The sequence below is a fragment of the Burkholderia sp. LS-044 genome, from assembly GCF_004803625.1.
In the GTDB taxonomy this organism is placed as follows: domain Bacteria; phylum Pseudomonadota; class Gammaproteobacteria; order Burkholderiales; family Burkholderiaceae; genus Burkholderia; species Burkholderia cepacia.
In genome coordinates this window covers 40,679-67,633 of the sequence record NZ_SSWO01000010.1, presented here as the reverse complement: position 1 = coordinate 67,633, position 26,955 = coordinate 40,679, and the positions used below count along the sequence as shown (strand labels likewise).

26 protein-coding genes are annotated in these 26,955 nt (G+C 68.0%); 15 read left to right on the top strand and 11 right to left on the bottom strand.

The window, feature by feature from the left end; all coding sequences use genetic code 11:
- Positions 1-35: 35 nt before the first annotated feature.
- The 9 genes from E9536_RS24705 to E9536_RS24665 all read left to right on the top strand — a co-directional run bounded on the left by E9536_RS24705 (position 36) and on the right by E9536_RS24665 (position 9,813).
- Complete coding sequence (locus tag E9536_RS24705; protein WP_136471038.1) at positions 36-2,879, top strand: DUF4118 domain-containing protein; 2,844 nt, start codon at positions 36-38, stop codon at positions 2,877-2,879.
- Positions 2,872-3,570, top strand: coding sequence for a two-component system response regulator KdpE (gene kdpE / locus E9536_RS24700; RefSeq protein ID WP_027786844.1), 699 nt, complete (start codon positions 2,872-2,874; stop codon positions 3,568-3,570). Before E9536_RS24705 ends, kdpE begins: the two co-directional genes overlap by 8 nt.
- A 158-nt stretch (positions 3,571-3,728) precedes the next feature.
- Positions 3,729-4,013 carry a DUF333 domain-containing protein gene (locus E9536_RS24695; RefSeq protein WP_027786845.1) on the top strand — a complete coding sequence of 95 codons (285 nt, stop codon included), beginning with the start codon at positions 3,729-3,731 and terminating at the stop codon, positions 4,011-4,013.
- A 137-nt stretch (positions 4,014-4,150) separates the two neighbouring features.
- The gene (gene sugE, locus E9536_RS24690) at positions 4,151-4,471 is read left to right on the top strand and encodes a quaternary ammonium compound efflux SMR transporter SugE (RefSeq protein ID WP_136471036.1); all 321 of its coding nucleotides are present in this window, start codon (positions 4,151-4,153) and stop codon (positions 4,469-4,471) included.
- A gap of 211 nt (positions 4,472-4,682) precedes the next feature.
- Positions 4,683-5,300, top strand: coding sequence for a DUF4126 domain-containing protein (locus E9536_RS24685; protein WP_021161113.1), 618 nt, complete (start codon positions 4,683-4,685; stop codon positions 5,298-5,300).
- A 50-nt stretch (positions 5,301-5,350) separates the two neighbouring features.
- The gene (locus E9536_RS24680; protein WP_060207733.1) at positions 5,351-7,912 is read left to right on the top strand and encodes an FtsX-like permease family protein; all 2,562 of its coding nucleotides are present in this window, start codon (positions 5,351-5,353) and stop codon (positions 7,910-7,912) included.
- A 43-nt stretch (positions 7,913-7,955) separates the two neighbouring features.
- Complete coding sequence (locus tag E9536_RS24675) at positions 7,956-8,366, top strand: group II truncated hemoglobin (RefSeq protein WP_006398765.1); 411 nt, start codon at positions 7,956-7,958, stop codon at positions 8,364-8,366.
- A 104-nt stretch (positions 8,367-8,470) separates the two neighbouring features.
- Positions 8,471-9,202: an alanyl-tRNA editing protein gene (locus E9536_RS24670; protein WP_059697941.1), complete on the top strand. Its 732-nt coding sequence runs from the start codon at positions 8,471-8,473 to the stop codon at positions 9,200-9,202.
- Positions 9,199-9,813 carry a DUF924 family protein gene (locus E9536_RS24665; RefSeq protein WP_136471034.1) on the top strand — a complete coding sequence of 205 codons (615 nt, stop codon included), beginning with the start codon at positions 9,199-9,201 and terminating at the stop codon, positions 9,811-9,813. Before E9536_RS24670 ends, E9536_RS24665 begins: the two co-directional genes overlap by 4 nt.
- A gap of 186 nt (positions 9,814-9,999) precedes the next feature.
- Here E9536_RS24665 and E9536_RS24660 read toward each other — a convergent pair whose 3' ends face one another.
- The 11 genes from E9536_RS24660 to E9536_RS24610 form a co-directional block, all read right to left on the bottom strand.
- Positions 10,000-11,892: a glycosyl transferase gene (locus E9536_RS24660; protein WP_136471033.1), complete on the bottom strand. Its 1,893-nt coding sequence runs from the start codon at positions 11,890-11,892 to the stop codon at positions 10,000-10,002.
- A gap of 229 nt (positions 11,893-12,121) precedes the next feature.
- Positions 12,122-12,883, bottom strand: coding sequence for an SDR family oxidoreductase (locus E9536_RS24655; RefSeq protein ID WP_027786852.1), 762 nt, complete (start codon positions 12,881-12,883; stop codon positions 12,122-12,124).
- A 22-nt stretch (positions 12,884-12,905) separates the two neighbouring features.
- Positions 12,906-13,487: a TIGR00730 family Rossman fold protein gene (locus E9536_RS24650; protein ID WP_021161118.1), complete on the bottom strand. Its 582-nt coding sequence runs from the start codon at positions 13,485-13,487 to the stop codon at positions 12,906-12,908.
- Positions 13,484-14,242, bottom strand: a complete 759-nt coding sequence (locus E9536_RS24645; protein WP_021161119.1) for a TetR/AcrR family transcriptional regulator — start codon at positions 14,240-14,242, stop codon at positions 13,484-13,486. Before E9536_RS24645 ends, E9536_RS24650 begins: the two co-directional genes overlap by 4 nt.
- Before the next feature lie 206 nt (positions 14,243-14,448).
- Positions 14,449-14,985, bottom strand: coding sequence for a diacylglycerol kinase (locus E9536_RS24640; protein ID WP_136471031.1), 537 nt, complete (start codon positions 14,983-14,985; stop codon positions 14,449-14,451).
- Positions 14,982-16,016, bottom strand: a complete 1,035-nt coding sequence (locus tag E9536_RS24635; RefSeq protein WP_136471029.1) for a glycosyltransferase family 1 protein — start codon at positions 16,014-16,016, stop codon at positions 14,982-14,984. Before E9536_RS24635 ends, E9536_RS24640 begins: the two co-directional genes overlap by 4 nt.
- A 31-nt stretch (positions 16,017-16,047) precedes the next feature.
- On the bottom strand, positions 16,048-16,986 hold the full coding sequence (locus E9536_RS24630) for a UDP-2,3-diacylglucosamine diphosphatase (RefSeq protein ID WP_027786856.1): 939 nt from the start codon (positions 16,984-16,986) through the stop codon (positions 16,048-16,050).
- Positions 16,987-17,229: 243 nt separating this feature from the next.
- Positions 17,230-17,736 carry an RDD family protein gene (locus tag E9536_RS24625; protein WP_060086020.1) on the bottom strand — a complete coding sequence of 169 codons (507 nt, stop codon included), beginning with the start codon at positions 17,734-17,736 and terminating at the stop codon, positions 17,230-17,232.
- A 6-nt stretch (positions 17,737-17,742) separates the two neighbouring features.
- A complete protein-coding gene (locus E9536_RS24620) occupies positions 17,743-18,501 on the bottom strand; it encodes a DUF3106 domain-containing protein (RefSeq protein ID WP_027786858.1) in 759 nt (252 codons plus the stop codon).
- 26 nt (positions 18,502-18,527) lie between these two features.
- Positions 18,528-18,968, bottom strand: coding sequence for a DUF3619 family protein (locus E9536_RS24615; RefSeq protein WP_059697926.1), 441 nt, complete (start codon positions 18,966-18,968; stop codon positions 18,528-18,530).
- Complete coding sequence (locus tag E9536_RS24610) at positions 18,965-19,528, bottom strand: RNA polymerase sigma factor (protein WP_027784998.1); 564 nt, start codon at positions 19,526-19,528, stop codon at positions 18,965-18,967. Before E9536_RS24610 ends, E9536_RS24615 begins: the two co-directional genes overlap by 4 nt.
- A 355-nt stretch (positions 19,529-19,883) precedes the next feature.
- Here E9536_RS24610 and E9536_RS24605 point away from each other — a divergent pair, with 355 nt between their 5' ends.
- From E9536_RS24605 to E9536_RS24575, 6 genes are all read left to right on the top strand, one after another.
- The gene (locus tag E9536_RS24605) at positions 19,884-21,647 is read left to right on the top strand and encodes an acetolactate synthase 3 catalytic subunit (protein ID WP_027786860.1); all 1,764 of its coding nucleotides are present in this window, start codon (positions 19,884-19,886) and stop codon (positions 21,645-21,647) included.
- Between the two features lie 111 nt (positions 21,648-21,758).
- Positions 21,759-22,250 (top strand): acetolactate synthase small subunit, encoded by a 492-nt coding sequence (ilvN, locus tag E9536_RS24600; RefSeq protein ID WP_011352712.1) that lies wholly within the window; start codon positions 21,759-21,761, stop codon positions 22,248-22,250.
- Positions 22,251-22,354: 104 nt separating this feature from the next.
- On the top strand, positions 22,355-23,371 hold the full coding sequence (ilvC, locus tag E9536_RS24595) for a ketol-acid reductoisomerase (RefSeq protein ID WP_021162800.1): 1,017 nt from the start codon (positions 22,355-22,357) through the stop codon (positions 23,369-23,371).
- A 127-nt stretch (positions 23,372-23,498) separates the two neighbouring features.
- A complete protein-coding gene (locus tag E9536_RS24590; protein ID WP_060357711.1) occupies positions 23,499-24,143 on the top strand; it encodes a phosphatidylserine decarboxylase in 645 nt (214 codons plus the stop codon).
- 15 nt (positions 24,144-24,158) lie between these two features.
- Positions 24,159-25,031 (top strand): CDP-diacylglycerol--serine O-phosphatidyltransferase, encoded by an 873-nt coding sequence (pssA, locus tag E9536_RS24585; protein ID WP_021162801.1) that lies wholly within the window; start codon positions 24,159-24,161, stop codon positions 25,029-25,031.
- A gap of 315 nt (positions 25,032-25,346) precedes the next feature.
- Positions 25,347-26,891 (top strand): 2-isopropylmalate synthase, encoded by a 1,545-nt coding sequence (locus E9536_RS24575; protein WP_027786861.1) that lies wholly within the window; start codon positions 25,347-25,349, stop codon positions 26,889-26,891.
- Positions 26,892-26,955: the final 64 nt, after the last annotated feature.

Sequence of the window (26,955 nt, the reverse complement as noted above, 5' to 3'; positions counted from 1 at the left end):
CTCGCGCGCATCCGGGCGCTCCGCCTTTCTGACGCATGAATCGTCCCGATCCAGACCAACTCCTCGACAAGCTGCAGCGTGACGAAGAAAAGCAGCGGCGCGGCCAGCTCAAGATCTTCTTCGGCGCATCGGCCGGTGTCGGCAAGACCTACGCGATGCTGCAGGCCGCGCGCCAGCGCCGGCAGGAAGGCGTCGACGTCGTCGTCGGCATCGTCGAGACCCACGGGCGCAGCGAAACCGCCGCACTGCTCGACGGTCTCGACGTGCTGCCGCTCGCGCGCATCGACTATCGCGGCCGCACGCTCGCCGAATTCGATCTCGACGGCGCACTCGCGCGCCAGCCGCAACTGATCCTCGTCGACGAGCTCGCGCATTCGAACGTGCAGGGCGCACGGCACATGAAGCGCTGGCAGGATGTGTACGAACTGCTCGACGCGGGCATCGACGTCTATACGACCGTCAACGTCCAGCACCTCGAAAGCCTGAACGACGTGGTCGGCGCGATCACCGGCATCCGCGTGTGGGAGACGGTGCCCGACCGCGTATTCGACGCGGCCGACGAAGTCACGCTCGTCGACCTGCCGGCCGAGGAACTGCTCGAGCGGATGCGCGACGGCAAGGTCTATCTCGCACAGCAGGCCGAGCGCGCGGTGCGCAACTTCTTCCGCAAGGGCAACCTGATCGCGCTGCGCGAACTGGCGTTGCGGCGCACGGCCGATCGCGTCGACGCGCAGATGCGCGAATACCGCGCCGACCGCTCGATCCAGCGCATCTGGCAGGCGCGCGAACGGCTGCTCGTATGCGTCGGGCCGGGCCCCGAGGCGCCGACGCTCGTGCGCGCGGCCGCGCGGCTCGCCGCGAGCCTGAAGGCCGACTGGATCGCCGTCTATGTGGAGACGCCGCGGCTGCAGCGGCTGCCCGACGCGCGGCGGCAGCGCACGCTCGATGCGCTGAAGCTCGCCGCCGAACTCGGCGCGGAGACGGCCACGCTCGCCGGCGCCGACGCGGTCGCCGCGCTGATCGGCTATGCGAAGGTGCGCAACGTGTCGAAGATCGTCGCGGGCGGCTCGCCGAAGGTCGGGCTCGTGCGCCGCTTCGCGCGGCCGTTCGGCGAGCAGCTCGCCGAACGCGCGGGCGACGTCGACCTGATGCTGATCCGTGCGTCCGCAAGCGACGAGGCGCGCGCCGCGCCGCTCGACGCGCGTGCGCGCGACTGGCGCGACGCGTTCGCGCAGTTCGGCACGCATCGCTCGCCGCCGCGGCACTACGCGTATGCGGCCGCGATCTGCGCGGCGATCACGGTCGTCGCGAGCCTCGTGTCCGAGCGGCTCGACCTCACGAACCTCGTGATGCTGTACCTGCTCGGCGTCGTGTTCTCGGCCGTGCGGCTCGGGCGCGGCCCGGGCGTGCTGCAGTCGTTCCTGTCGGTGGCCGCGTTCGATTACTTCTTCGTGCCGCCGCGCATGTCGTTCTCGGTCAGCGACACGCAATACCTGCTGACCTTCTTCGGGATGCTGCTGACGTCGCTCGTGATCAGCCACCTGACGTCGACGCTGACGCGCCAGGCGAGCGTCGCGCAGCGCCGCGAGCGCCGCACCGGCGCGATCTACGCGATGGCGCGTGAGCTGGGCGCGGCGCTGACGACCGAGCAGATCGTCGAGATCGGCAGCCGCCACGTGGGCGAGGTGTTCCGCGCGCGCGTCGCGTTCCTGCTGCCCGACAGCGCGGACAAGGTGCGGCAGAAGATCGAGGAGCCCGACGCGGCCGTCACGCTGACGGGCGCCGACCTCGACAGCGACGTCGGCCAGTGGGTGTACGACCAGCAGAAGCCGGCCGGTCGCGGCACGGATACCTTGCCCGCGACGGTCGCGCTGTACCTGCCGCTGAAGGCGCCGATGCGCACGCGCGGCGTGCTCGCGGTCGCGTCACGCGAACCGCGCGAACTCGAGGTGCCCGAGCAACAGCGGATGCTCGATGCATTCGCCGCGCAGATCGCACTCGCGCTCGAACGCGTGCACTACGTCGAGATCGCGCGCGACGCGCTCGTCAACATGGAATCCGAGCGGCTGCGCAACTCGCTGCTGTCGGCGATCTCGCACGACCTGCGTACGCCGCTCACGACGATCGTCGGTTTCTCGTCGATGCTCGCGAACGGACGCGCGGCCGCACAGGGCGGCGACGCCGCGGCGGCCGAGCGCTTCGCGCAGCGCGAGGGCGAACTCGTCGATGCGATTCACGACGAGGCGCTGCGGATGACGGGCATCGTCACGAACCTGCTCGACATGGCACGGCTGCAGGCCGGCAGCCTGCAGCTCAAGCGCCAGTGGTCGCTGCTCGAGGAAACCGTCGGCGCGGCGCTCGCCGCATGCAAGCGCGTGCTGTCGCGCCATCCCGCACGCGTCGTGCTGCCGGCCGACCTGCCGCTCCTGCAGATGGACGCGGTGCTGATGGAACGCCTGTTCACCAACCTGTTCGAGAACGCGGCGAAGTACACGCCGCCCGATACGCCGCTCGAGATCGGCGCCGAGCGCGTGACCGACGACGGGCTGCCGTTCGTGCGCGTGCATGTCGACGATCACGGCCCGGGCCTGCCGGCCGGCATGGAAACGCGGATCTTCGACAAGTTCACGCGCGGCGAGAAGGAGTCGGCGACGCCGGGCATCGGGCTCGGCCTCGCGATCTGCCGCGCGATCGTCGAGGCGCACGGCGGTAAAATCGGCGCGCTCAACCGCACCGCGCCCGACGGCCACGTGATGGGCGCGCGCTTCTGGTTCACGCTGCCGGTCGAGACGCCGCCGGCCGCGCCTGCCGTATCCGACGACGAACCCGAGGTGCCGGGTGCGTCGTCCCCATCCGAGTCATTGCCAGACCATGAGTGAACCCAGCCTGACCGTCGTCCTGATCGAGGACGAAAAGCAGATCCGCCGTTTCGTGCGCGCCGCGCTCGAGGAGGAGGACATCGCGGTGTTCGAGGCCGAGACGGGCAAGCAGGGGCTGATCGACGCGGCGACGCGCAAGCCCGATCTCGTGATCGTCGACCTCGGCCTGCCCGATACCGACGGCCTCGACGTGATCCGCGAACTGCGCGGCTGGTCCGAGGTGCCGGTGATCGTGCTGTCGGCGCGCACGCAGGAAGAAGAGAAGGTCGCGGCGCTCGATGCGGGCGCCGACGATTACCTGACCAAGCCGTTCGGCGTGTCCGAACTGCGCGCGCGGATCCGCGCGCAACTGCGCCGGCGCAACCAGGGCGGCGCGAACGAGTCGCCGAAGGTGAGCTTCGGCACCGTGACGGTCGATCTCGCGCTGCGCCAGGTGTGGCGCGACGGGGAGATCGTGCACCTGACGCCGCTCGAGTACCGGTTGCTCGCCACGCTCGTGCGCCACGCGGGGCGCGTGCTCACGCACCGGCAGCTGCTGCGCGACGTGTGGGGGCCGTCGCACGTTGAAAGCCACCACTACCTGCGCATCTACATGGCGCACCTGCGCCAGAAGCTCGAGCGCGACCCGGCGCAGCCCGAGTACATCGTCACCGAGACGGGCGTCGGATACCGGCTCGTCGGCGCCGCATGACGGGCCCGGCCGGGCCGCGGCGGCGCACGTGCGCGTGACGTCGCGCGCCGGCAGGGTTGCGTCGGCGCGACAGTCCCGCGGCCGACGCGCGCGTTGCACACCCGGCGCTCATTCCCCGTTATCCTGACCGCTCCGCGAACGAAAACGAGGAGCGTGCAATGTCCGTCCGTCTGGTCGTCATCTGTGCGCTGGCGCTTGCCGCGTCTGGCGCGTTCGCCCAACCGCTGCCGCCCGGGCAGCAACCGCCGTCGTCCCAGCAGGCGACGGCCAATCCCGCATCGGTCAATTGCACCAAGCTCGGCGGCCACCACACGGTACGCAACCTGTCGAGCGGGCAGGTCGGCATGTGCGTGTTCAAGGACGGCCGCGTGTGCGAGGAGTGGGCGCTGTACCGCGACGACCGCTGCGTCGGCGGCGCGACGCCGAAGCGCGTCTCGAACTGACCGGGCCCGGCCGGTCGCGCCCCCGGCCGGCCGCCGGCGTGTCCGTAAGCATCTTGTTATACTCGGCGCCGCCCGGGGACGACCCCGGGACATTCGCTTCAACGGGGACGGCCCCATCCGATACGGAGTACGTCGGGATGGCGTGGGTATGGTTGTTGATTGCCGGTTTGCTGGAAGTGGCCTGGGCGGCCGGCCTGAAATCGTCGGACGGCTTCACGAAGCTCGGTCCGTCGGTGTTTACGATCGTGACGGCGCTGGCCAGCTTCGGGCTGCTCGCGGTCGCGATGCGCCAGTTGCCGCTCGGCACCGCATACGCGGTGTGGACGGGCATCGGCGCGGTCGGTGCGTTCGTGTTCGGCATCGTGATGATGGGCGAGGTGCTGACCGCCGCGCGCGTCGCGAGTGCCGCGCTGATCGTCGCGGGGCTGATCGGCCTCAAGCTGTCGTCGGCGGCCTGACGACCGCATCCGGGTGCGCCCGTGCCCGGGTGCCGCGCCGCGGAATTGCGCCGGCCGCCCGTCCGGCCTGTCTATAATGGAATGCATTCGGGCCTGAATACCGTCGTGCTTCTCGCGGCACGCGGTGCCGGTCGCCACGCGCCACGCGGCCGGTCTGTCCGACCCGATCCGATCAATCGGCAAAGCGCACGGAAAGTGCAAGGAGAGGGCCATGATCGAAGCCATTTCGCTCGGCGCGGGGCTCGCGTGGGCGAGCGGCCTGCGCCTGTACCTGACGGTGCTGATCGCCGGCCTGCTGGCGCGGTTCGGCTGGCTGCACCTGCCCGACACGCTGGCCGTCCTGATGTCGCCGTGGGTCATCGGCGCCGCGGCCGTGCTCACCGTCACCGAATTCCTTGCCGACAAGATCCCCGCGTTCGACTCGCTGTGGGATGCCGTGCACACCTTCATCCGCATTCCGGCCGGCGCCGTGCTCGCGGCCGGCGCGCTCGGCCATGCCGATCCGACCGTGCTTGCGGTCGCGGGGCTCGCCGGCGGTTCGCTCGCCGGTGCCGCGCACGTGGCGAAGGCCGGCACGCGCGCGCTGATCAACCTGTCTCCCGAACCGATTTCGAACTGGGTCGCATCGTCGACCGAGGACGGCCTCGTGGTCGGCGGGCTCGTGCTCGCGTTCTTCGTTCCGCTCGCCTTCCTGGTGCTGCTCGCCGCCTTCATCGCGGCTTCCGCGTGGGCGCTCCCGCGTCTGTGGCGGGGGGTCTCGGGCGGCTTTCGCGGCATGGCGAACCACATGGTGTCGCGGCTGAACTCGATCGGGGGGAAGCGCGATTGAAGGGGCGGCAACACGCGGCGCAGCCGCCCGCCGGGCAACCCGGCCATGAGATGCGTGCGCATGCCGGCCGCTTCGGCCTGCGCGACCTGATCCGCCAGGCTGCCCGCATGACCGCGCGCGACTGGCGCGCGGGCGAACTGACGCTGCTCGTCCTTGCGCTGGTACTCGCGGTCGCGGCGCTGACGAGCGTCGGCTTCCTCGCCGACCGGCTGCGCCAGGGGCTCGAGCGCGACGCGCGCCAGATGCTCGGCGCCGATTTCGTCGTGCGGGCCGACCGCCCCGTCGATCCGTCGTTCGACCGGCAGGCTCGCGCGCTCGGCCTGCGTACCGCGACGACCGCGATCTTCCCGAGCATGATCGCGTCCGCCACGGGCGGGCAGGCGTCCGACGCGGCGCCGTCGCGCCTCGCGGCCGTGAAGGCCGTGTCTCCCGGCTATCCGTTGCGCGGCGCGGTCGAGATCCTGCCGGCCGGTGCCTCCGCCTCGCAGAAGGCGGCCGGGATTCCCGCGCCGGGCACCGTATGGGCCGATCCGGCGCTGCTCGATGCGCTGCACCTGAAGGCGGGCGATACGGTGCGCGTCGGGTTGCGCACGTTCAAGGTCGCCGCATCGATCTCCCGCGAACTCGATCGCGGGTTTTCGTTCGTCAATTTTTCGCCGCGGCTGATGATGCGCGCGGACGAACTCGCCGCGACCGGGCTCACGGGCTACGGCAGCCGGGTCACGTACCGGCTGCTGGTTGCCGGCGACCAGCAGGCCGTCGCGCGCTTCGAAGCGTATGCGCACGCACGCGTCGACGGCGGGAAGCTGCGCGGTGCCGGTCTCGAGTCGCTGCAGGAAGGCCAGCCGCAGGTGCGGCAGACGCTGGATCGCGCGCGCCACTTCCTGACGCTCGTCGCGCTGCTCACCGCGCTGCTCGCGGCGGTCGCGATCGCGATGGCCGCGCAGCGCTACATGCGGCGCCACCTCGACGGCTGCGCGACGATGCGCTGTCTCGGCGTGAGCCGCCGCACGCTCGGCGCGTTGTTCGCGCTCGAATTCGCCGGCATCGGCATCGTATCCGGCGCCGCAGGCGCGGTGCTTGGCTACGGCGGCCACTGGGCGTTGCTGGCCGCGCTCGGCGGACTGATCGACGTGGTGCTGCCGCCGCCCACGCCGTGGCCGGCACTGATCGGCGTGGGCGCCGCGCTCGTGCTGCTGCTCGGCTTCGCGCTGCCGCCGCTCGTGCCGCTCACGCGCGTGCCGCCGGTGCGCGTGCTGCGGCGCGAGTGGGGCGACGCGTCGCGCACCGCGTGGGCCGCGTATGCGATCGGCGTCGTGCTGTTCGCGGGGCTGCTGATCGTGGCCGCCGGCAACCTGAAGCTCGGGCTGATCGTCGCGGGCGGTTTCGCCGGCGCGCTGGTCGGTTTCGCGCTGATCGCGCGGCTCGTGCTGTTCGCCGCCGCGCGGGCGGTGCGCAACGCGCGTGTGGCCGCGGGCGTCGGCTGGCGTTACGCGCTCGCGTCGCTGCACCGGCGCGGCACGGCCAGCGCGCTGCAGATCACCGCGCTGGCGCTCGGCCTGATGTGCCTGCTGTTGATCGCGATCACGCGCAACGACCTCGTTGCGGGCTGGCGGCAGTCGACGCCGCCCGATGCGCCGAACCAGTTCCTGATCGACATCCAGCCCGACCAGCGTGCCGACGTCGCGGCGTATCTGGCCGCGCACGGCGTGCGCGACGCGGTGCCCGCGCCGATGGTGCGCGGCCGCCTCGTCGCGATCAACGGCAAGCCGGTGAATCCGGATGCCTACCCGTCCGACGAGGCCCGCCGGCTCGTCGACCGCGAGTTCAACCTGTCTTATACGACCGAGCTGCCGTCCGACAACCGGATCGTCGAAGGCGACTGGTTTGGCACCGCGGCCACGCCGCAGATCTCGATCGAGGCCGGCCTCGCGAAGACGCTGAACGTGAAGCCGGGCGACGTACTGCGCTTCGACGTGACGGGGCTGACGGTCGACGCGCCGATCACGAGCGTGCGCAAGCTCGACTGGGGCTCGTTCCGCGTCAATTTCTTCGTGCTGATGCCGCCGCCGGTGCTGAAGGATTTCCCTGCCGTATACCTGACGAGCTTCCATCTGCCGGCCTCGGACGCCGTGCTGCTCGATCCGCTGATTGCGCGCTACCCGAACCTGACCGCGATCGACGTCGCGCCGATCCTCGCGCAGTTGCAGCGGATGATGCTGCAGGTGGTCGGTGCGGTGCAGTTCCTGTTCGCGTTCACGCTCGCGGCCGGTGTGCTCGTGCTCTACACGGCGCTGGCCGGCACGCGCGACGAGCGGGTGCGCGAGGCTGCGCTGCTGCGCGCGCTCGGCGCATCGCGGGCGCAGGTCAATGCGGTGCAGCGCGCGGAATTCATCGTGGTCGGCGCGCTGGCCGGCGCGCTGGCGTCGGCGGGGGCGATCGCGGTCGGCTGGGTGCTCGCGTCGCGCGTGTTCGACTTCCAGCTCGCCGTCGATCCGTGGCTCGTGCCGGCCGGCATCGCGGCCGGCGTCGCGTGCGCCGGTGCGGCCGGCTGGCTGAGCCTGCATAATGTGCTGCGGCGCCCCGCGCTGCAGTCGCTGCGCGACGCATGAGCGTCGCCGGCGGCCCCGAAGATCCCGTTTTCCGACTATCCGTATGACCGATGTGAATGACGATGCGCCGTCGCAGCCGACGGCGTTCGAACTCGTGGGCGGTGAAGCCCGCGTGCGCGAAATGGTGGACCGCTTTTACGACCTGATGGACCTCGAGCCCGAGTTCGCGCAGATTCGCGCGCTGCACCCGGCGTCGCTCGACGGTTCGCGCGACAAGCTGTTCTGGTTCCTGTGCGGGTGGCTCGGCGGCCCCGACCACTACATCAGCCGGTTCGGCCATCCGCGGCTGCGTGCGCGGCACCTGCCGTTCCCGATCGCGTCGGTCGAGCGCGATCAGTGGCTGCGCTGCATGGCGTGGGCGATGGAGGATGTCGGATTGCCCGAACCGCTGCGCGAGCGGCTCATGCATTCGTTCTACGATACGGCCGACTGGATGCGCAACCGGCCCGGTTGACCGACCGGTACGCCGCTGCACGCGCGCGGGGCGATCTGCGTCTGGGCGCGCGCACCGCGTGGCGCGACACTGGCCGCTTCCCCAATCGATACGAGGTTTGCCCAATGACGACACAAGCGCTGTTTCGCGAAGACGCGTACCTCACGCAATGCGACGCGGTCGTTCTGGCCGTCGGTGAAGACGGCATCCGGCTCGACCGCACCGTGTTCTATCCGCTCGGCGGCGGCCAGGCCGGCGACACCGGCGCGCTGACGCTGCCCGACGGCAGCACGATCGCGATCGCCGATACGCGCAAGGCGAAGTTCGACGGCGCGACCCCCGACGATGCCGTGCACGTGCCCGCACCGGGGCAGGAGGCGCGTGTCGCGGCGCTCGTGCCCGGCACGCGCGTCGCCGCGGAGATCGACTGGCTGCGCCGCTATCGCCACATGCGCCTGCATACGGCCGCGCACCTGATGTGCGCGGTGCTGCCGTACGCGGTCGACGGCTGCAGCGTGACGGCCGACTATGTCCGTCTCGATTTCGCGACGTCCGACCCGATCGACCGCGACGATGTCGAGCGGCGCCTCGCCGGCCTGGTGGTCGGCGCGCACCCGGTCACGACCGAGTGGATCACCGACGACGAGATGGCCGGGCGGCCGGACCTCGTGCGCACGATGAGCGTGAAGCCGCCGATGGGCCTCGGCCGGGTGCGGCTGCTGCGCATCGAGCATGTCGACCTGCAGCCGTGCGGCGGCACGCATGTGCGCAACACGGCCGAAATCGGCGAGCTGCGAATCGCGAAACTGGAAAAGAAGAGCGCGCGCACCCGGCGCCTCGTCCTGGAGTTTGCATGACGATCGACACCATCCACGCAGGTGCGGCGCTTGATCCGCATGCGCGGGAGATCCTGGATTTCTGGTTCGGCGAGCCGGGCTCGGCCGAATTCGGGCAGGCGCGCAAGGTCTGGTTCAACGGCGGGGCGGCGTTCGACGACGTGCTGCGCACACGCTATAGCGCCTTGCTCGACGCTGCGTGCGACGGCGGATGCGATCACTGGGCAGGTTCGCCGCCGGGTGCACTTGCGTTGATCGTCGTGCTCGACCAGTTCTCGCGCAACATCCATCGGGGTACGCCGCGCGCGTTTGCCGCCGACCCGAAGGCGCTCGCGCTTGCACGCCGCGTGGTCGCGGCCGGCTGGGACGCGCAGTTGCCGAGCGGACATCACCGCGCGTTTGCGTATCTGCCGTTCGAGCACGACGAGTCGGTCGAGAGCCAGCGCGAGGCCGTGCGCCTGTGCGCGGGTATCCGCGACGAGGCGGGGTGCGAAAGCTACCACCGCTTCGCGTTGCTGCATGCGGCCGTCGTCGAGCGCTTCGGCCGCTTTCCGCACCGGAACGCGATTCTCGGACGCGAGTCGAGCGACGAGGAAACGGCGTTTCTTCGCGAGCCCGGTTCGTCGTTCTGAAGATCCGCGCAGTCGCGCGATAAGGGGAGGGGGCCGCCCCGCGGCGTCGCGCGGCCACCCGTGTCAGCCGGGCGCGCCGGTCGGCGGCGCGCGTTTCCCGGCGGCTGTTCGCGTGTCAGGCGGCGGTGTTCGCCGTTCCCCGCATGGCACGAGGGGACGCACGACGGTGCGCCGTGCCGCCATCCGTCACTGCAGGTGCTGCTCGGGCGTGCGCACGTACACGCGCAGCAGTTCGTCGTTGTCGCCCGGGCGCGCGCCCGACCAGAACAATTTCCATTCGCTGCCCGGCGCCGGATCGACGGCCCGCACACCCTGGACGATCATCCAGGTGCAGCGCGTCGTTTTCGCGTCGTCGATCGGCGTGTGCTGGATGCCGGAGAAGTAGTACAGCATCGGCGCTTCCGATTCGCCGAGCCCGTGCAGGCTCGCCATGCAGTCGCCGTCGTTCCATTCGAGCGCGAGATGCGCGTTCAGGTCGTCGAACACCGAGCGGTAGCTCTTCGCGACGTCGAGCCACGGCAGAAGCAGCGTGTAGATGAGCCCCCATGCGACGAGTGCGCCGGCGCCCCACGACAGGGCGCCGCGCCAGAGGCCCGTTGCGCGCAGTTTCGGCAGCAGCGTGAGCCAGCCGACCGTCAGCACGAGCGCGCCGGTCACGAGCGCGGGTTCGATCGGCATCGTCCAGTCGAGCGGCAGCCAGCGGCCGAGCGGCGCCAGATCCGTGCGCGACGCGGCCGGATCGGCCATCACCGCCCAGATTGCCCAGGCGAGCGCCACGCCCGCGCCGAACAGGATGCGGCTCAGGTAATCCCACGCGAGATGCAGCCGGCGCGGCAGGCGTTCGATGGCCTGCGCGGCGACCAGCGCGAGCGGCGCGAAGAACGGCAGGATGTAGAGCTGGCGCGACGTCGCGGACACTTGCAGCACGGCGAGACCGATGCCGGTGAACAAGACGGGCAGCGCGACGCGCGGCGTCCGCCAGTCGCGCCACACGCCGCGCGCGAGCGCGACGATCGCGAGCGGCGCGACCGGGAAGCCGACGAGCAGGAACGCGCGGAGGATGAAGAACGGCTTGTCGTTTTCCGCGCCCAGTTCGGGGACGGAGAAGCCGAAGAAGCGGCCGACGTTGTTATCCCAGAACCACGTCATGAACAGCGTCTCGGAGCGCATGAACAGCGCGGTCGGCCAGATGAGCGCGAACGGCGCGAACACGAGCGCGGCGATGCCGAGCGCGCGCGCGAACGAGCGGGTGCGGCAGGCCGGATAGAGCACCAGCGCGCCGACGAGCGAGGCCGCGAAGACGAGCGGCACGAACAGCCCCTTCGCCATCAGTGCAATGCCGACGCCCGCGCCGAAGATCGGTGCGGCCCAGCGGCCCGACGGCCGGACCGGCAGCCCGTGGCGCATCTGCTGCGCGCGCGCGACGTGCTGCATCACGAGTTCGAGCAGCCCGCTAAAGCCGATTGCCGTGCCGGCGAACAGCGCGACGTCGGTCATCATGTCGTGCACGTGCTTGATGACGACGAGCGTGCCCGCGCTCAACACGACGGGACCGATCACGCGCAGGTCGAACCAGGTGTCCGCGCGGCTGGCGACGCGCGCCGTGCGCGCGATGAAGCCGAACGCGAGCGCGGCGAACAGCGCGCTCGCGAGTCGCGCCGCGTCGTGCAGCGGCATCACGCGTTGCAGCAGCCATGCGAGGCTGGTCGCGACCCACGCGTAAAGCGGCGGCTTTTCCATGAACGGCAGGCCGGCATTGGTCGGCACGACGAAGTCGCCCGTCTCGAGCATGTGCTGGATGATGCCGAACGTGTAGGTTTCGTCCTGTTTCCAGGGATCGTGACCGAGGACGCCCGGCAGCACGTACGCGCAGATCAGCGCGGCGACGAACAGCCATGCGCGCCAGCCGAGCAGGAACGAGCGCTCGTGCGTGGTGCTGGTTGCGACGGTCGAGGCGGCGTCGGGCGTGCCGGCAACGTCGAGCGTTGCAGTGAGGTCGGTGTCGGCGGTCGAGCGGGTGTGCTGAGCCGGAGCGGGCACAGACGTGCGTCGCCGGCCGGGCGCTGCGGTTCCGGGCATGGAAAAGATCTCGGGTCGAGTCGAGCCGGTCCGGCGACATGGGCAGGACCGATTAGGGCCACATCAAGGGATAACGGACAGGTGTTGATGACGCCTGTCTGAATGCCCGCTAGTAGACCATGGAATTGTTACGAGAGTTTACTGATAGTGTCACGAAATTGTGGAGATTTGTGGTGTCGTGACGACTGATCCTCTCGGGCGGCGGTTTTTGCTGCGCCGCAGTACGGTATTACCGGCCGCCGCCGACGTCGAGCAGGGCACCCGTCGTGTAGGACGCCGCGTCGCCAAGCAGCCAGACGATCGCTTCGGCGATCTCCTGCGCTTCGCCCGCGCGGCCGAGCGGCGTCGTTGCGCCGAGGCGGGCCGCACGGCCCGGCTGGCCGCCGCTCGCGTGAATTTCGGTCTCGATCAGGCCGGGGCGTACCGCGTTGACGCGCACGCCGTGCGGGCCGAGTTCCTTCGCAAGACCGATCGTCAGCGAATCGACCGCGCCCTTCGAGCCCGCGTAGTCGACGTATTCGTTCGGCGAGCCGAGCCGGGAGGCGATCGACGATACGTTGACGATCGCGCCGCCGCGACCGCCACGGTCGGTGGACAGCCGGCGCGCCGCTTCGCGCGCGCACAGGTACGCGCCGAGCACGTTGGTGTCGAACATCCGCCGCAGCCGGTCGGCCGGCATGTCGGCGAGCGGCATCGACGGCGCGACGATGCCCGCGTTGTTGACGAGCGCGTCGAAGCGGCCGAATGCGGCCGTGACGGTGTCGAACATCGCGACGACGTCGGCTTCGTTCGCGACGTCGCCCGCGACGACGCATGCACGGCCGCCCGCGTCGCGGACGGCCTGCGCGGTGAGTTCGGCCGCCGCCGCGTCGCGCGCGTAGTTGATGCCGACGTCCCAGCCGCGCCCGGCCGCGAGCACGGCGGTCGCGCGGCCGATGCCACGGCTCGCGCCGGTGATGAGGACGGCCTTGCGGTCGGACGGTGCGGTCATCGCGTGCGGGTTCCGGTGGCGCTTACTTGGCTGCGTCGGGCGCCCACTTGTCGCGGGCGGGCGGCTGGTAGCGACGCAGTCGCTCGATCAGCTCGACGGGTTCGGATTCGACGCACAGCGCGTCGAAATAGGCCGGACGCATGAAGCCTTCGTCGACCGTATGGCGCAGCAGCGCGATCAACGGATCGTAGAACGAATCGATGTTGTAGACCGCGACGGGCTTGCGGTGATAGCCGAGCTGCGCCCACGTGTAGACCTCGAATAGCTCTTCGAGCGTGCCGGCGCCGCCGGGCATCGCGACGAACGCGTCGGAGAGGTCGGCCATCATTTTCTTGCGGTGGTGCATGTCGGGCACGACGTGCAGTTCCGACAGCCCCGTATGGCCGACTTCCTTGTCGACGAGCAATTCGGGGATCACGCCGACCGCACGGCCGCCGGCCGCCATCACTTCGTCGGCGATCACGCCCATCAGGCCGACGCGGCCGCCGCCGTAGACGAGCGTGAGGCCCGCATCGACGAGCGCGCGGCCGAATGCGCGCGCGGCGTCGGCATAGATGGGCCGGACGCCGGACGACGAGCCGCAGTAAACACAGACTGCCTTCATTGCTTGGAATCCTTGGCGGGGGCCTGCCCGGTGACGACGGGGCTGTCTGCCGGTCGCGGCGAGCCGTCGCGCGGCGGCAGGTAGTCGGTGAACTGGCGCTTCGGCAGCTTGCCGGAGACCAGGTCGTCGAACAGCTGGCGCGAACGGCCGCGCAGATACGGTGCCATCACGGAGATCACGTGCATGCTGACCTGATGCAGTTCCTCGCGGATCGCGTCCTGGTCGTTGTACTTGCGCGGATGCATCACGTACTGATACGACAGCCAGTACGTCGAAATGACGGCCATGTTGGTGGCGATGACCTCGATCTCGGCGGGTGTCGCGACCATCTCGGCGTCGGATACGAGCAACTCGCACATGTCGCGCGCGAAGCGCACCTTGTGGCTGATGATCTGCTTGAAGTGCGTCTCGAGCGTGCGATTGCGCGCGAGCAGGTCGTTGAGGTCGCGATACAGGAACCGGTAGGTCCACATGAAATCGGCCATGTACTGCAGGTACGACCAGGTTTCGTCGATCGTCGGACGGTGATCTTCGGGAAAGCGCAGCCGCCGTTCGATCTGCTGCTCGAACTGCGCGAAGATGCTGTTGATGATGTCGTCCTTGTTGCGGAAATGGTAGTACAGGTTGCCTGGACTGATTTCCATTTCCTCGGCGATCGTCGTGGTCGTGACGTTCGGCTCGCCGATCTCGTTGAAGAGTTTCAACGACAACTCGAGAATCCGTTCGCGGGTGCGGCGGGGAGGTTTCGCTTCCATGTCGTCCGGCCCTGTGTGTGCCGGACTGGCGGGCGCTGCAATCGATGCTGCGTGATTCGTCCGGCGCGGGTTGCTGTTCTATGTCTAGCGGACGATTATAAACCGGGGTTTCGCCACACCGGGCGCATTTCGTGTGCGCGGCCCCGCACGGCGCATGGTGCAGCGCCGCACGCGGGCGGTGCGCGGCGCGTGCGCCCGGCGCTTGTCTAGAAGCCCAGCCAGTGTGCGACGACCGGGCCGAGCACGAAGGCCCACGTCGTCACGCATGCGAACAGCGCGACCGTCACGGCCGCGCTGCCGAGGTCCTTCGCACGTTTGGAGAGTTCGTGGCGTTCGAGCGAGATGCGGTCGATCGCGGCCTCGACGCTCGAGTTCAGCAGCTCGACGATCAGCACCAGCAGCACCGACGCGATCAGCAGCGCGCGCGAGGCGGCCGGCACCGGCGCAAACGCACCGATCGGGAGCATCAGCGCGGCGAGCGTGAGTTCCTGGCGAAACGCGCTCTCCTCGCGGATCGCGACGCGAAAGCCGTTCAGCGAATGCTTGAGCGCGTACCAGGCGCGCGTGATGCCGCGGTGGCGCTTGTACGGGTTCGGCGGCAGCGGCGTCAGCCGATCGTCGGGGCCGAGCGGCTCGTGCGCGTGCATGTCCGCATCGGCATGCGGCTCTTCCTCGTCGAACGGACGGTGCCGTTGCGGCGTGGCGTCGGGGGGCGGGGACTTGTCGTTCAGGTCTCGTTTCAAACGGCGGCACCTTCTGCTGGCGAGTACGCGGTCTTCGGCAGCGGCTTCAGATGCGACGCGAACTGCTCGGACGCCGCGCGCCACGAAAAGCGTTCGGCCCATGCGCGCGCAGTCGCGCGTTCGATCTTCAGCGCTTCGAGGCAGGCTTCCTGCAGGTCCTCGTGCATCGCGCCGGCGTCGCCTTCGCCGAGCACGTCGATCGGGCCCGTCACGGGATAGGCGGCAACCGGCGTGCCGCAGGCGAGCGCCTCGAGCAGCACGAGGCCGAACGTGTCGGTGCGACTCGGGAACACGAACACGTCGGCCGCAGCATACACCGTCGCGAGCTCGGCCTGTGACAGCACGCCGAGATAGTTTGCCTCCGGATAACGCGACTTCAGCTCCGCGAGCGCGGGGCCTTCGCCGGCGACCCATTTCGAGCCGGGCAGGTCGAGGCGCAGGAACGCCTCGACGTTCTTCTCGATCGCGACGCGGCCGACATAGAGGAAGATCGGCCGCGCGGTATTGAGCACCTTCGATTCCATCGGCCGGAACACGTCGAGGTCGACGCCGCGGGTCCACAGCACGACGTTCGTGAAGCCGAATTTCTCGAGATCCTGCTTGACCACCGGCGTCGGCGCCATCACCGCGAGCGACGGGCCATGGAACCAGTGCAGGAAGCGATAGGTCGCCGCGAGCGGGATGCCGAAGCGCGCCTGCACGTACTCCGGAAAGCGCGTGTGATACGCGGTCGTGTACGGCAGCTTGCGCGAACGTGCATAGCGCCGCGCGGCGAGGCCGAGCGGGCCTTCGGTCGCGATGTGCAGCGCGTCGGGGGCGAACGCGTCGATCCGCGCGCGCAGCTTGCGGTACGGCAGGATCGACAGGCGGATCTCGGGGTAGGTCGGGCAGGGCACCGTGCGGAATTCGAGCGGCGTCAGCAGTTCGACGCGGTGGCCGAGCGCGGTGAGTTCGCGCGACGTGCTCTTCAGCGTGCGCACGACGCCGTTGACCTGCGGTTCCCACGCGTCGGTGACGATCATGATCTTCATCGCGGCAATGTCCTGTAGGTGCGGGGTTGTGTCAGGCAGTGGCCTTGGCCTTGCGCGACGTGGTTTCCGACGGTGCGGTGCGCATCACCGTCCAGTAGACGATCTTCAGTTCGCCTTCCATCGTTTCGACGAGTGCGGACAGGCTCTCGACCCAGTCGCCGTCGTTGCAGTACAGCACGCCGTCGATGTCGCGGATCTCCGCCTTGTGGATGTGCCCGCACACGACGCCGTCGCAACCGCGGCGGCGCGCCTCGTCGGTCATCACGGTCTCGAACTGCGAGATGAAGTTGACGGCGTTCTTGACCTGGTGCTTCAGGTACTGCGACAGCGACCAGTACTGGAAGCCGAGCCGGCTGCGGATCCGGTTGAACCAGCGGTTCAGCACGAGGATCAGCGTGTAGAGCGTGTCGCCGAGGTACGCGAGCCATTTCGCGTGCTGGATCACGCCGTCGAACAGGTCGCCGTGCACGATCCACAAACGTTTGCCTGCGAGCGTCGTGTGGAACGCCTCGCCGCGCACCTGGATGTCGCCGAACGCGAGGTCGCAGAACTGCCGCGCGCCTTCGTCGTGGTTGCCCGGGATGTAGACGACCTGCGTCCCCTTGCGCGCCTTGCGCAGGATCTTCTGCACGACGTCGTTGTGCGCCTGCGGCCAGTACCAGCCCTTTTTCAGTTGCCAGCCGTCGATGATGTCGCCGACGAGGTACAGGTACTCCGAATCGTTGTGGCGCAGGAAGTCGAGCAGGTACGGCGCCTGGCAGCCGCTCGAGCCGAGGTGGATGTCGGACAGCCAGATGGTGCGGTAGCGATGCGCGGACGAATCGGGGTCGTCATGCCGCGTGGCGTGACCGGCAGGCGGTTCTTGCGACACCCGCCCGTCGGTTGCGGCGGAACCGGACAGGAAGGCGGTGGCGGCGCGGGCGCCGAGAGGGTGACGGAACAGGGAGGTCGCAGACGTTTTCTGGCCCATGCATGACTCGCGCCGGTTGACATTACCGGCATTCCGCCATGCGGGCGTGACTGTGCCGTGACAGTCACGAGACGTTCTTATTACGACCGCTGCAAGGTGTTTAGCAGTGAATGGCGGGGCGTTGTGTGGCCTGCCGTACGGAACGTCCGGCGCTTGTCCGGCAAGGCTGTCTCGGGCCGGGCGGGAGTCGCCTCGGCGACGTGCTTTCGTCTGGAGAATGCGGTGCGTCAGCGCTTCAACGTGTCAACGCGGGATGGCGACGACGCGCGTGCGTGCGATCCGGTCGTGCGGAAACTGGCGGCCGGCATGCAGCCGGGCCGCGCCGGCCCACACGACGATCCACGCGGCGGTGAGCGCGAGCGTGACGGGTACCGACAGGCCGAGGAGCGGATGCAGCGCGAGCGGCGGCAGGAACCACAGCCAGCCGAGCGCATAGCGGACGAGCGCGTGGCCCGCGCTCAGCGGCCGGCCGCTCGACGATTCGAGCCGCAGCCGCCATGTCTTCATCGGCAGCGTCTGGCCGCCGTGGGTCCAGAACCAGACGAAGTACGCGCCGACCACGAGCGCGATCCAGGCGGCGAGCAGGTTGTGATGGACGAGGCCGTTGCGTTGCTGCGTCGCGAGGCTGAACGCGAGTCCGGCGAAGAACACCACACCGAACAGCAGCACGCCTTCGTAGAGCAGCGCGGCGAGACGCCGCCGCACGGACGGCGCGGCGGCCGGGGTTTCGGGGGCGCGGGCGTTCGCCACGGCCGCTCAGGAGCCCTTGAACAGCGAGGGCGCGTCGGCGGGTGACACCGGCGCCACGGCGGCCGGCGCGGACGCGGTGCCGGCCGTCGACGACGCGGGCACCGGCTGCGCGGCGGCGGCCGAGACGGGCGCCGGCGCGGTGGCTGCGCCGCTTGCGGCGTGATCGTGCGAATTGACGAGGCGACGGACGTCACGGTCGGCGACGGTCGGCGGTGCGCTGACGACGCTCGGCCGGCGGCGGCGCTCGGCGGCCGCGAGACGTTCCTTCTGCTCCTCGGGGAGTTGCTGGTACGCCTTCCAGGCCCGCTCGCGTGCCTGCGCGGACAGCTCCTTCGCACTCTGGTAGTTCTCGCGCGCGACGCGGCGCTGCTCGGGCGTCATCCGCGCCCATTCGGTCATCCGGTCCTGCAGGCGCTTTTGATCATCGGGCGTCAACTTCGCGAAACGCGACGCGATCTTCAGCCATTTGCGCTTGCGTGCGTCGCTGAAGCCATCCCACTGGTCGGCGAACGGCGCGAGTGCCGCGTGTTGCGCCGGCGTGAGGCGCGCCCAGGACAGCGGGCCGGACGCGGCCGGCAGCGGCAGGGGCAGCGGGGGCAGTTCGGTGGTCAGCCCGGTCGCGGCCGATGCGGGCGCGGCAGGGCTGTTGGCCGCGGCGGTGGGCGTCGCGGGGGCCGGGTGGAATCGTGGGTACGTGGCGACGTAGGAAACGGCGATCGCGATTACGCATCCGAAAAATACGGCCAGGCCGCGCTTCTGACTCACCCGTGCGATCCCCTCGTTATTGTCTGTTAGTGCGCACGCGACAGATACGCGTTGAACCCGTGATCGAGATACGCGTTGAGCGGCAGGTCGTCGCTGAGCATCGCCGCGTCGATGTCGGCGAGTTCGGCGGTGCGCTGCATGTCTTCCCAGTAGGCGATGCCGACGAGCCCCGCGAGCAGCAGCGCCAGCGGCCACGCGCGCAGCAGGCGGCGCGCGAACGACGCGTACGGGCGGCCGGCCTGCGGGCGGCCCGCGGGCGCCGTGCCGTACGCACCGGCCGCGCCGGCGAAGGCCGGCACGAACACCGGCACGGTCGCGGCTTCGGGCTTCTTGCGCGCGAGCGCAGCCCGGCGGGCGGCGGCCAGACGGTCGGTGGTCGCGGCAGGCAGGTCGGCCGCGCGCTCGTCCAGCGCGCGGCGCACCTTCAGCGCGAATTCGTGTTCTCGATTTGCGGGAGCGGAGCTCATAGCGTGATTCCTTTGGCCTTGAGCGCTTGCGCCAGGGTGTGGGTGGCTCGCGAGCAGTGCGTCTTGACGCTGCCCTCGGAGCACCCCATTGCGGCGGCAGTCTCGGCGACATCCATATCTTCCCAATAACGCATCAGGAACGCTTCCCGTTGACGCGTCGGAAGTTTCTGGATTTCTTCGTCGATCAGGGCCAGAACCTGCTCTCGTTCGAGGCGGTGCTCGCTGCTTTCGACGCCCGCGTTGTCGTCCGCGGATTCGAGGGTTTCGAGCGGGTCGAAATCGTCGTCGTCGGTGTTGTTCAGCGACGAGAACAGCGTGACCCACGTGTTGCGGACCTTCTGCCGGCGGAACCAGTCGTGGATCGCGTTCTGCAGGATCCGCTGAAAAAGCAGCGGCAGCTCGGCCGCCGGCCGGTCGCCGTACTTCTCCGCAAGCTTGATCATCGCGTCCTGCACGATGTCGAGCGACGCATCGTCGTCACGCACGGCGTACGCGGCCTGCTTGAACGCGCGCCTTTCGACGCCCGCCAGAAAGTCGGCGAGTTCCTTGTCTGATGCCATTCCGTGAAGGTATGCGCTGCGGGCCGCTGCGTGGTGAAAAAGGTCGAAAAATTTCGTAAAACCCGCGGATGCTATCAAATTTTCGTGCCGCTTGGCACCGGGGCGGGCGCCGCACGTTGCGCGCGAGCCGCGGCGGCGGGGTGCCGGGCGGGGCCCATGATGCGCTGCGGGATATTTTGCTTGACGACCCATTCGCGACCCGCTATCGTCAGCGATTCGCAACATGAAGTGATGGTCTCATTTGAGGCTGGCCCAAGAAGCCTGCCCTTCAAACTGGACGCGCCGCTTGAACCCGAGCCACAAGCCCGGCAGAGAGCACCCGATCAATTTTTTGCCGAAAATTCGAAAGGTCAAAATGAACATGCCCAGCGCGGAATTCTCCACGTCGGAACCCCTTTCCCCTCCCGATAGCGACTCCATCGGCGGCACCGTGCTCATGAAGGCACTGGCCGATGAAAACGTCGAATTCATCTGGGGCTACCCCGGCGGCTCGGTACTCTACATCTACGACGAGCTTTACAAGCAGGACAAGATTCAGCACGTGCTGGTGCGCCACGAACAGGCGGCCGTGCACGCAGCCGATGCGTATGCGCGTTCCACCGGCAATGTCGGCGTCTGCCTCGTGACGTCGGGCCCCGGTGTCACCAACGCGGTGACCGGCATCGCAACGGCGTACATGGATTCGATCCCGATGGTCGTGATCAGCGGCCAGGTGCCCACGGCCGCGATCGGCCAGGACGCTTTCCAGGAGTGCGACACCGTCGGCATCACGCGTCCGTGCGTGAAGCACAACTTCCTCGTGAAGGACGTGCGCGACCTCGCGGAAACCGTCAAGAAGGCGTTCTACATCGCTCGCACCGGCCGTCCGGGCCCCGTGCTGATCGACATCCCGAAGGACATCTCGAAGACGCCGTGCCAGTACGAGCCGGTCAAGAGCGTGTCGCTGCGTTCGTACAACCCCGTCACGAAGGGCCATTCGGGCCAGATCCGCAAGGCCGTGTCGCTGCTGCTGACGGCGAAGCGTCCGTACATCTACACGGGCGGCGGCATCATCCTCGCCGACGCGTCGCGTGAACTGAACCAGTTCGCGGACCTGCTCGGCTACCCGGTCACGAACACGCTGATGGGCCTCGGCGGCTATCGCGCGTCGGACAAGAAATTCCTCGGCATGCTCGGCATGCACGGCACCTACGAAGCGAACATGGCGATGCAGCACTGCGACGTGCTGATCGCGATCGGTGCCCGCTTCGACGACCGCGTGATCGGCGATCCGGCGCACTTCGCGTCGCGTCCGCGCAAGATCATCCACATCGACATCGACCCGTCGTCGATCTCGAAGCGCGTGAAGGTCGACATCCCGATCGTCGGCGACGTGAAGGAGGTGCTGAAGGAGCTGATCGAGCAGTTGCAGACGGCCGAGCATGGCCCCGACACCGAAGCCCTCGCGCAATGGTGGAAGGACATCGAGGGCTGGCGCGCGAAGGACTGCCTGAAGTATGACCGCGAAAGCGAGATCATCAAGCCGCAGTACGTGGTCGAGAAGGCGTGGGAGCTGACGGACGGCAATGCGTTCGTGTGCTCGGACGTCGGCCAGCACCAGATGTGGGCGGCGCAGTTCTACCGTTTCAACAAGCCGCGTCGCTGGATCAACTCCGGCGGCCTCGGCACGATGGGCTTCGGCCTGCCGGCAGCGATGGGCGTCAAGATGGCGCACCCGGACGACGACGTGCTGTGCATCACGGGCGAAGGCTCGATCCAGATGTGCATTCAGGAGTTGTCGACCTGCCTGCAGTACGACACGCCCGTGAAGATCATTTCGCTGAACAACCGCTATCTCGGCATGGTTCGCCAGTGGCAGCAGATCGAATACAGCAAGCGCTATTCGCATTCGTACATGGATGCGCTGCCTGACTTCGTGAAGCTCGCCGAAGCGTACGGCCATGTCGGCATGCGGATCGAAAAGACCTCGGATGTGGAGCCGGCGCTGAAGGAAGCGCTGCGCCTGAAGGACCGCACCGTGTTTCTCGACTTCCAGACCGATCCGACCGAAAACGTCTGGCCGATGGTACAGGCCGGCAAGGGCATCACCGAGATGCTGCTCGGATCGGAAGACCTGTAACGGCGCGACGCGCGCCTGGGCCGAAGCGGCCGCCTTCACGAAGGGCGGTGCGGCACGCGGCGGCGCGCGGCGCGAGTGAATCGACACGGACACATTCTGGAAGAAGCGAACATGAGACACATCATTTCCGTCCTGCTGGAGAACGAACCGGGCGCGCTGTCGCGCGTGGTCGGTCTGTTTTCCGCACGCGGCTACAACATCGAAACCTTGACGGTGGCGCCGACCGAAGACCAATCGCTGTCGCGGCTCACCATCGTTTCCATTGGCTCCGACGACGTGATCGAACAGATCACGAAGCATCTGAACCGCCTGATCGAGGTGGTGAAAGTGGTGGACCTGACCGACGGTGCACACATCGAACGCGAGCTGATGCTGATCAAGGTACGTGCAGTGGGCAAGGAGCGCGAAGAAATGAAGCGGATGGCGGACATTTTCCGCGGCCGCATCATCGACGTGACCGAAAAGACCTACACGATCGAATTGACGGGCGCGAGCGACAAGCTCGACGCATTCATCCAGGGGCTGGACGCGGGCGCGATCCTCGAGACCGTGCGCACCGGCAGCTCCGGCATCGGACGCGGCGAGCGCATCCTGAAGGTGTGATGCCGACATTGCCAAAGTGGCACGCCGGGTGCGCCGTCATGTCCCGGCCCGCAGTACTCCATCCGAACGAATTGTTGAATTTTTGAATTAGCGAAGGAACCATCATGAACGTTTTCTACGACAAAGACGCTGACCTCTCCCTCATCAAGGGCAAGCAAGTCACGATCATCGGCTACGGCTCGCAAGGCCATGCACACGCGCTGAACCTGAAGGACAGCGGTGTCAACGTGACGGTCGGCCTGCGCAAGGGCGGCGCGTCGTGGAGCAAGGCCGAGAACGCCGGCCTGTCGGTCAAGGAAGTCGCGGAAGCGGTGAAGGGCGCCGACGTCGTGATGATGCTGCTGCCGGACGAGCAGATCGCCGACGTGTACGCGAAGGAAGTGCACGAGAACATCAAGCAAGGCTCGGCGCTGGCATTCGCGCACGGCTTCAACGTCCACTACGGCGCGGTGATCCCGCGCGCCGACCTCGACGTGATCATGATCGCGCCGAAGGCGCCGGGCCACACCGTGCGCGGCACGTACTCGCAAGGTGGCGGCGTGCCGCACCTGATCGCGGTTGCGCAGAACAAGTCGGGCGCGGCACGCGACATCGCGCTGTCGTACGCTGCGGCGAACGGCGGCGGCCGTGCCGGCATCATCGAGACGAACTTCCGTGAAGAAACCGAAACCGACCTGTTCGGCGAGCAGGCCGTGCTGTGCGGCGGTACCGTCGAGCTGATCAAGGCTGGTTTCGAAACGCTGGTCGAGGCAGGTTACGCGCCGGAAATGGCGTACTTCGAGTGCCTGCACGAACTGAAGCTGATCGTCGACCTGATCTACGAAGGCGGCATCGCGAACATGAACTACTCGATCTCGAACAACGCCGAGTACGGCGAGTACGTGACGGGCCCGCGCATCGTCACGGAAGAGACGAAGAAGGCGATGAAGCAGTGCCTGACCGACATCCAGACGGGCGAGTACGCGAAGAGCTTCATCCTCGAGAACAAGGCAGGCGCACCGACGCTGCAGTCGCGCCGTCGCCTGACGGCCGAGCACCAGATCGAGCAGGTCGGTGCGAAGCTGCGCGCGATGATGCCGTGGATCGCGAAGAACAAGCTCGTCGACCAGACGAAGAACTAAGCACCGCGTGCTGTTCCGGCCCCTCGAATAGAGGGCCGGTACCAAAAAGCCGCCCGAAGGCAGCAGTGCCCCGGGCGGCTTTTGTTATGCTACGGGCTTTGCAATTCACCGAACACAGAACGAATCCATGAACTATCCTCATCCGATCATCGCGCGCGAAGGCTGGCCGTTCATCGCGATTGCTGCCGTCATCGCGCTGTTGATCCACGCCGTCGGGGGCTTCGGCTTCGCGTGGCCGTTCTGGCTGCTGCTCGTCTTCGTCGTCCAGTTCTTCCGTGATCCGCAGCGCCCGATCCCGGCGCAGCCGAACGCGGTGCTGTGCCCGGCAGACGGTCGCATCGTCGCGGTCGAAACCGCGCAGGATCCGTACGCGAACCGCGAAGCGCTGAAGATCAGCGTGTTCATGAATGTCTTCAACGTCCATTCGCAGCGTTCGCCGGTCGATGGCGCGATCTCCAAGGTCGAGTACTTCCCGGGTGCGTTCCTGAACGCGGCGATCGACAAGGCATCCACCGAGAACGAGCGTAACGCGGTCGTGATCCAGACGGCGACCGGCAAGACCGTGACTGCCGTGCAGATCGCCGGCCTCGTCGCACGCCGGATTCTCTGCTACGTGCGCGCCGGCGAGCCGCTGTCGCGCGGCCAGCGCTACGGTTTCATCCGCTTCGGTTCGCGCGTCGACGTGTACCTGCCGCTCGGCAGCCGCGCGAAGGTGTCGATCGGCGAGAAGGTCTACGCGTCGTCGACGATCCTCGCCGAGCTCGAACAGTAAGCGGCGGGGCGCACGATGGCCGCATTCAAACCGCGTCGGCCGCGCAACGGCGCCGGCCAGACGCCACGCCCGTTCCGCCGCAACAAGGGGATGGCCGCCGATCCGGTGCCGATCGAGAGCCGCCGCGCCGCGCGCCAGCGGTTCCTGAAGACGCGCGGCATCTACCTGCTGCCGAACGCGTTCACGACCGCCGCGCTGTTCTGCGGCTTCTTCGCGGTCGTGCAGGCGATGAACGTGCGCTTCGAGATCGCCGCAATCGCGATTTTCGTGGCGATGGTGCTCGACGGGATGGACGGGCGCGTCGCGCGCATGACGCATACGCAGAGCGCGTTCGGCGAGCAGTTCGACAGCCTGTCGGACATGGTGTCGTTCGGTGTCGCGCCCGCGCTCGTGATGTACGAGTGGGTGCTGAAGGATCTCGGCCGCTGGGGCTGGCTCGCCGCGTTCGTCTACTGCTCGGGCGCCGCGCTGCGCCTCGCGCGTTTCAACACGAACATCGGCGTCGTCGACAAGCGTTTCTTCCAGGGGCTGCCGAGCCCGGCCGCCGCCGCGCTGATCGCGGGCTTCGTGTGGCTCGCCACCGACAACCGCGTGCCGATGAAGCTCGGCTGGCTGCCGTGGGTCGCATTCGTGCTGACGATCTATGCGGGCGTGACGATGGTGTCGAACGCGCCGTTCTACAGCGGCAAGGCGCTCGACGTGCGGCACCGCGTGCCGTTCGCGGCGATCCTGCTGGTCGTCGTCGCGTTCGTGCTCGTGTCGTCCGACCCGCCGCTGATGCTGTTCTGCCTGTTCGTGCTGTACGGGCTGTCCGGCTACGTGTTCTGGGCCTACATGGCCGTGCGCGGGCGGGCAAACCCCGCGCGCTCGTCGCAGCGCGATCACTGACGCGCGTTGTTTACCCGGAAACGGCGGCCTCGGGGCCGCCGTTTTCATTTGTCCCCTGTTCGGCCCGGACTGCCGGAAACCCCGGGTGCCGTCCGATTGCGCACCCAACGGAATGCCGCTATAGTCTTCGGCATGACTGCATTTTCCCGCCTCTCCCTCCTTCTAGCCGGTGCGCCGCTACGCGCGCTAGCTTCGGCGCGCCTGCCGCGCTGACCGTTCCCGCCCTCCGTCAAGCTTCGTCTGTTGTTGAGCGTCGCCAACGGTGGCGCGATCTCGTTACGTTTGACTTCCGTATAAAGAGCCCTGGAGCCCCCCATGACAGACAAGCTGATCATTTTCGATACGACGTTGCGTGACGGCGAACAATCGCCCGGCGCGTCGATGACGAAGGAAGAGAAAATCCGCATCGCGAAGCATCTCGAGCGGATGAAGGTCGACGTGATCGAGGCCGGCTTCGCGGCCAGCTCGAACGGCGATTTCGACGCGATCCACACGATCGCCGGTCTCGTGAAGGACAGCACGATCTGCTCGCTGGCGCGGGCCAACGACAAGGACATCCAGCGTGCGGCCGACGCGCTGAAGCCGGCCAACAGCTCGCGGATCCACACGTTCATCGCGACGTCGCCGCTGCACATGGAGAAGAAACTGCGCATGACGCCGGACCAGGTGTTCGAGCAGGCGCGTCTCGCGGTGCGTTTCGCACGCAAGTTCACCGATAACGTCGAATTCTCGCCGGAAGACGGCAGCCGTTCGGACCTCGACTTCCTGTGCCGCGTGCTGGAAGCCGTGATCGCCGAAGGGGCGACGACCATCAACATCGCCGACACGGTCGGCTACGGCGTGCCCGAGCTCTACGGCAACCTCGTGAAGACGCTGCGCGAACGCATTCCGAACTCGGACAAGGCGATCTTCTCCGTGCATTGCCACAACGACCTCGGGATGGCGGTGGCGAACTCGCTCGCCGGCGTGAAGATCGGCGGCGCGCGCCAGATCGAGTGCACGATCAACGGTCTCGGCGAGCGCGCGGGCAACACGTCACTCGAGGAAATCGTGATGGCCGTGAAGACCCGCAAGGACTACTTCGGCCTCGACGTCGGCATCGACACGACGCAGATCGTGCCGACGTCGAAGCTCGTGTCGCAGATCACCGGCTTCGTCGTGCAGCCGAACAAGGCGGTGGTCGGCGCGAATGCGTTCGCGCACGCATCGGGCATCCACCAGGATGGCGTGCTGAAGGCGCGCGACACCTACGAGATCATGCGCGCGGAAGACGTGGGCTGGACTGCGAACAAGATCGTGCTCGGCAAGCTGTCGGGCCGTAACGCGTTCAAGCAGCGCCTGCAGGAGCTCGGCGTGTCGCTCGACAGCGAAAGCGAACTGAACGCGGCGTTCATGCGCTTCAAGGATCTGGCCGATCGCAAGGCCGAGATCTTCGACGAGGACATCATCGCGATCGTGTCCGAGGAATCGGCGCTCGCACACGAGCAGGAACACTTCAAGTTCGTGTCGCTGTCGCAGCACTCGGAAACGGGCGAGCAGCCGCACGCGAAGGTCGTGTTCGGGGTCGACGGCAAGGAAGTTACCGGCGAGGCGCGCGGCAACGGCCCGGTCGACGCGACGTTCAATGCGATCGAGAGCGAAGTCGGCAGTGGTTCCGAGCTGCTGCTGTATTCGGTGAACGCGATCACGACCGGTACGCAGGCGCAGGGTGAAGTGACTGTCCGGCTGTCGAAGAGCGGGCGGATCGTCAACGGCGTCGGCACCGATCCGGACATCGTCGCCGCATCCGCGAAGGCGTATATCTCCGCGCTGAACAAGCTGCATTCGAAGGACGACAAGGTCAATCCGCAGCGCTCGTAAGCGCCGCGCGTCGCGCATCACCGAAACGCCCCGTGCGGCCCTGCGCCGCCGGGGCGTTTTTCAT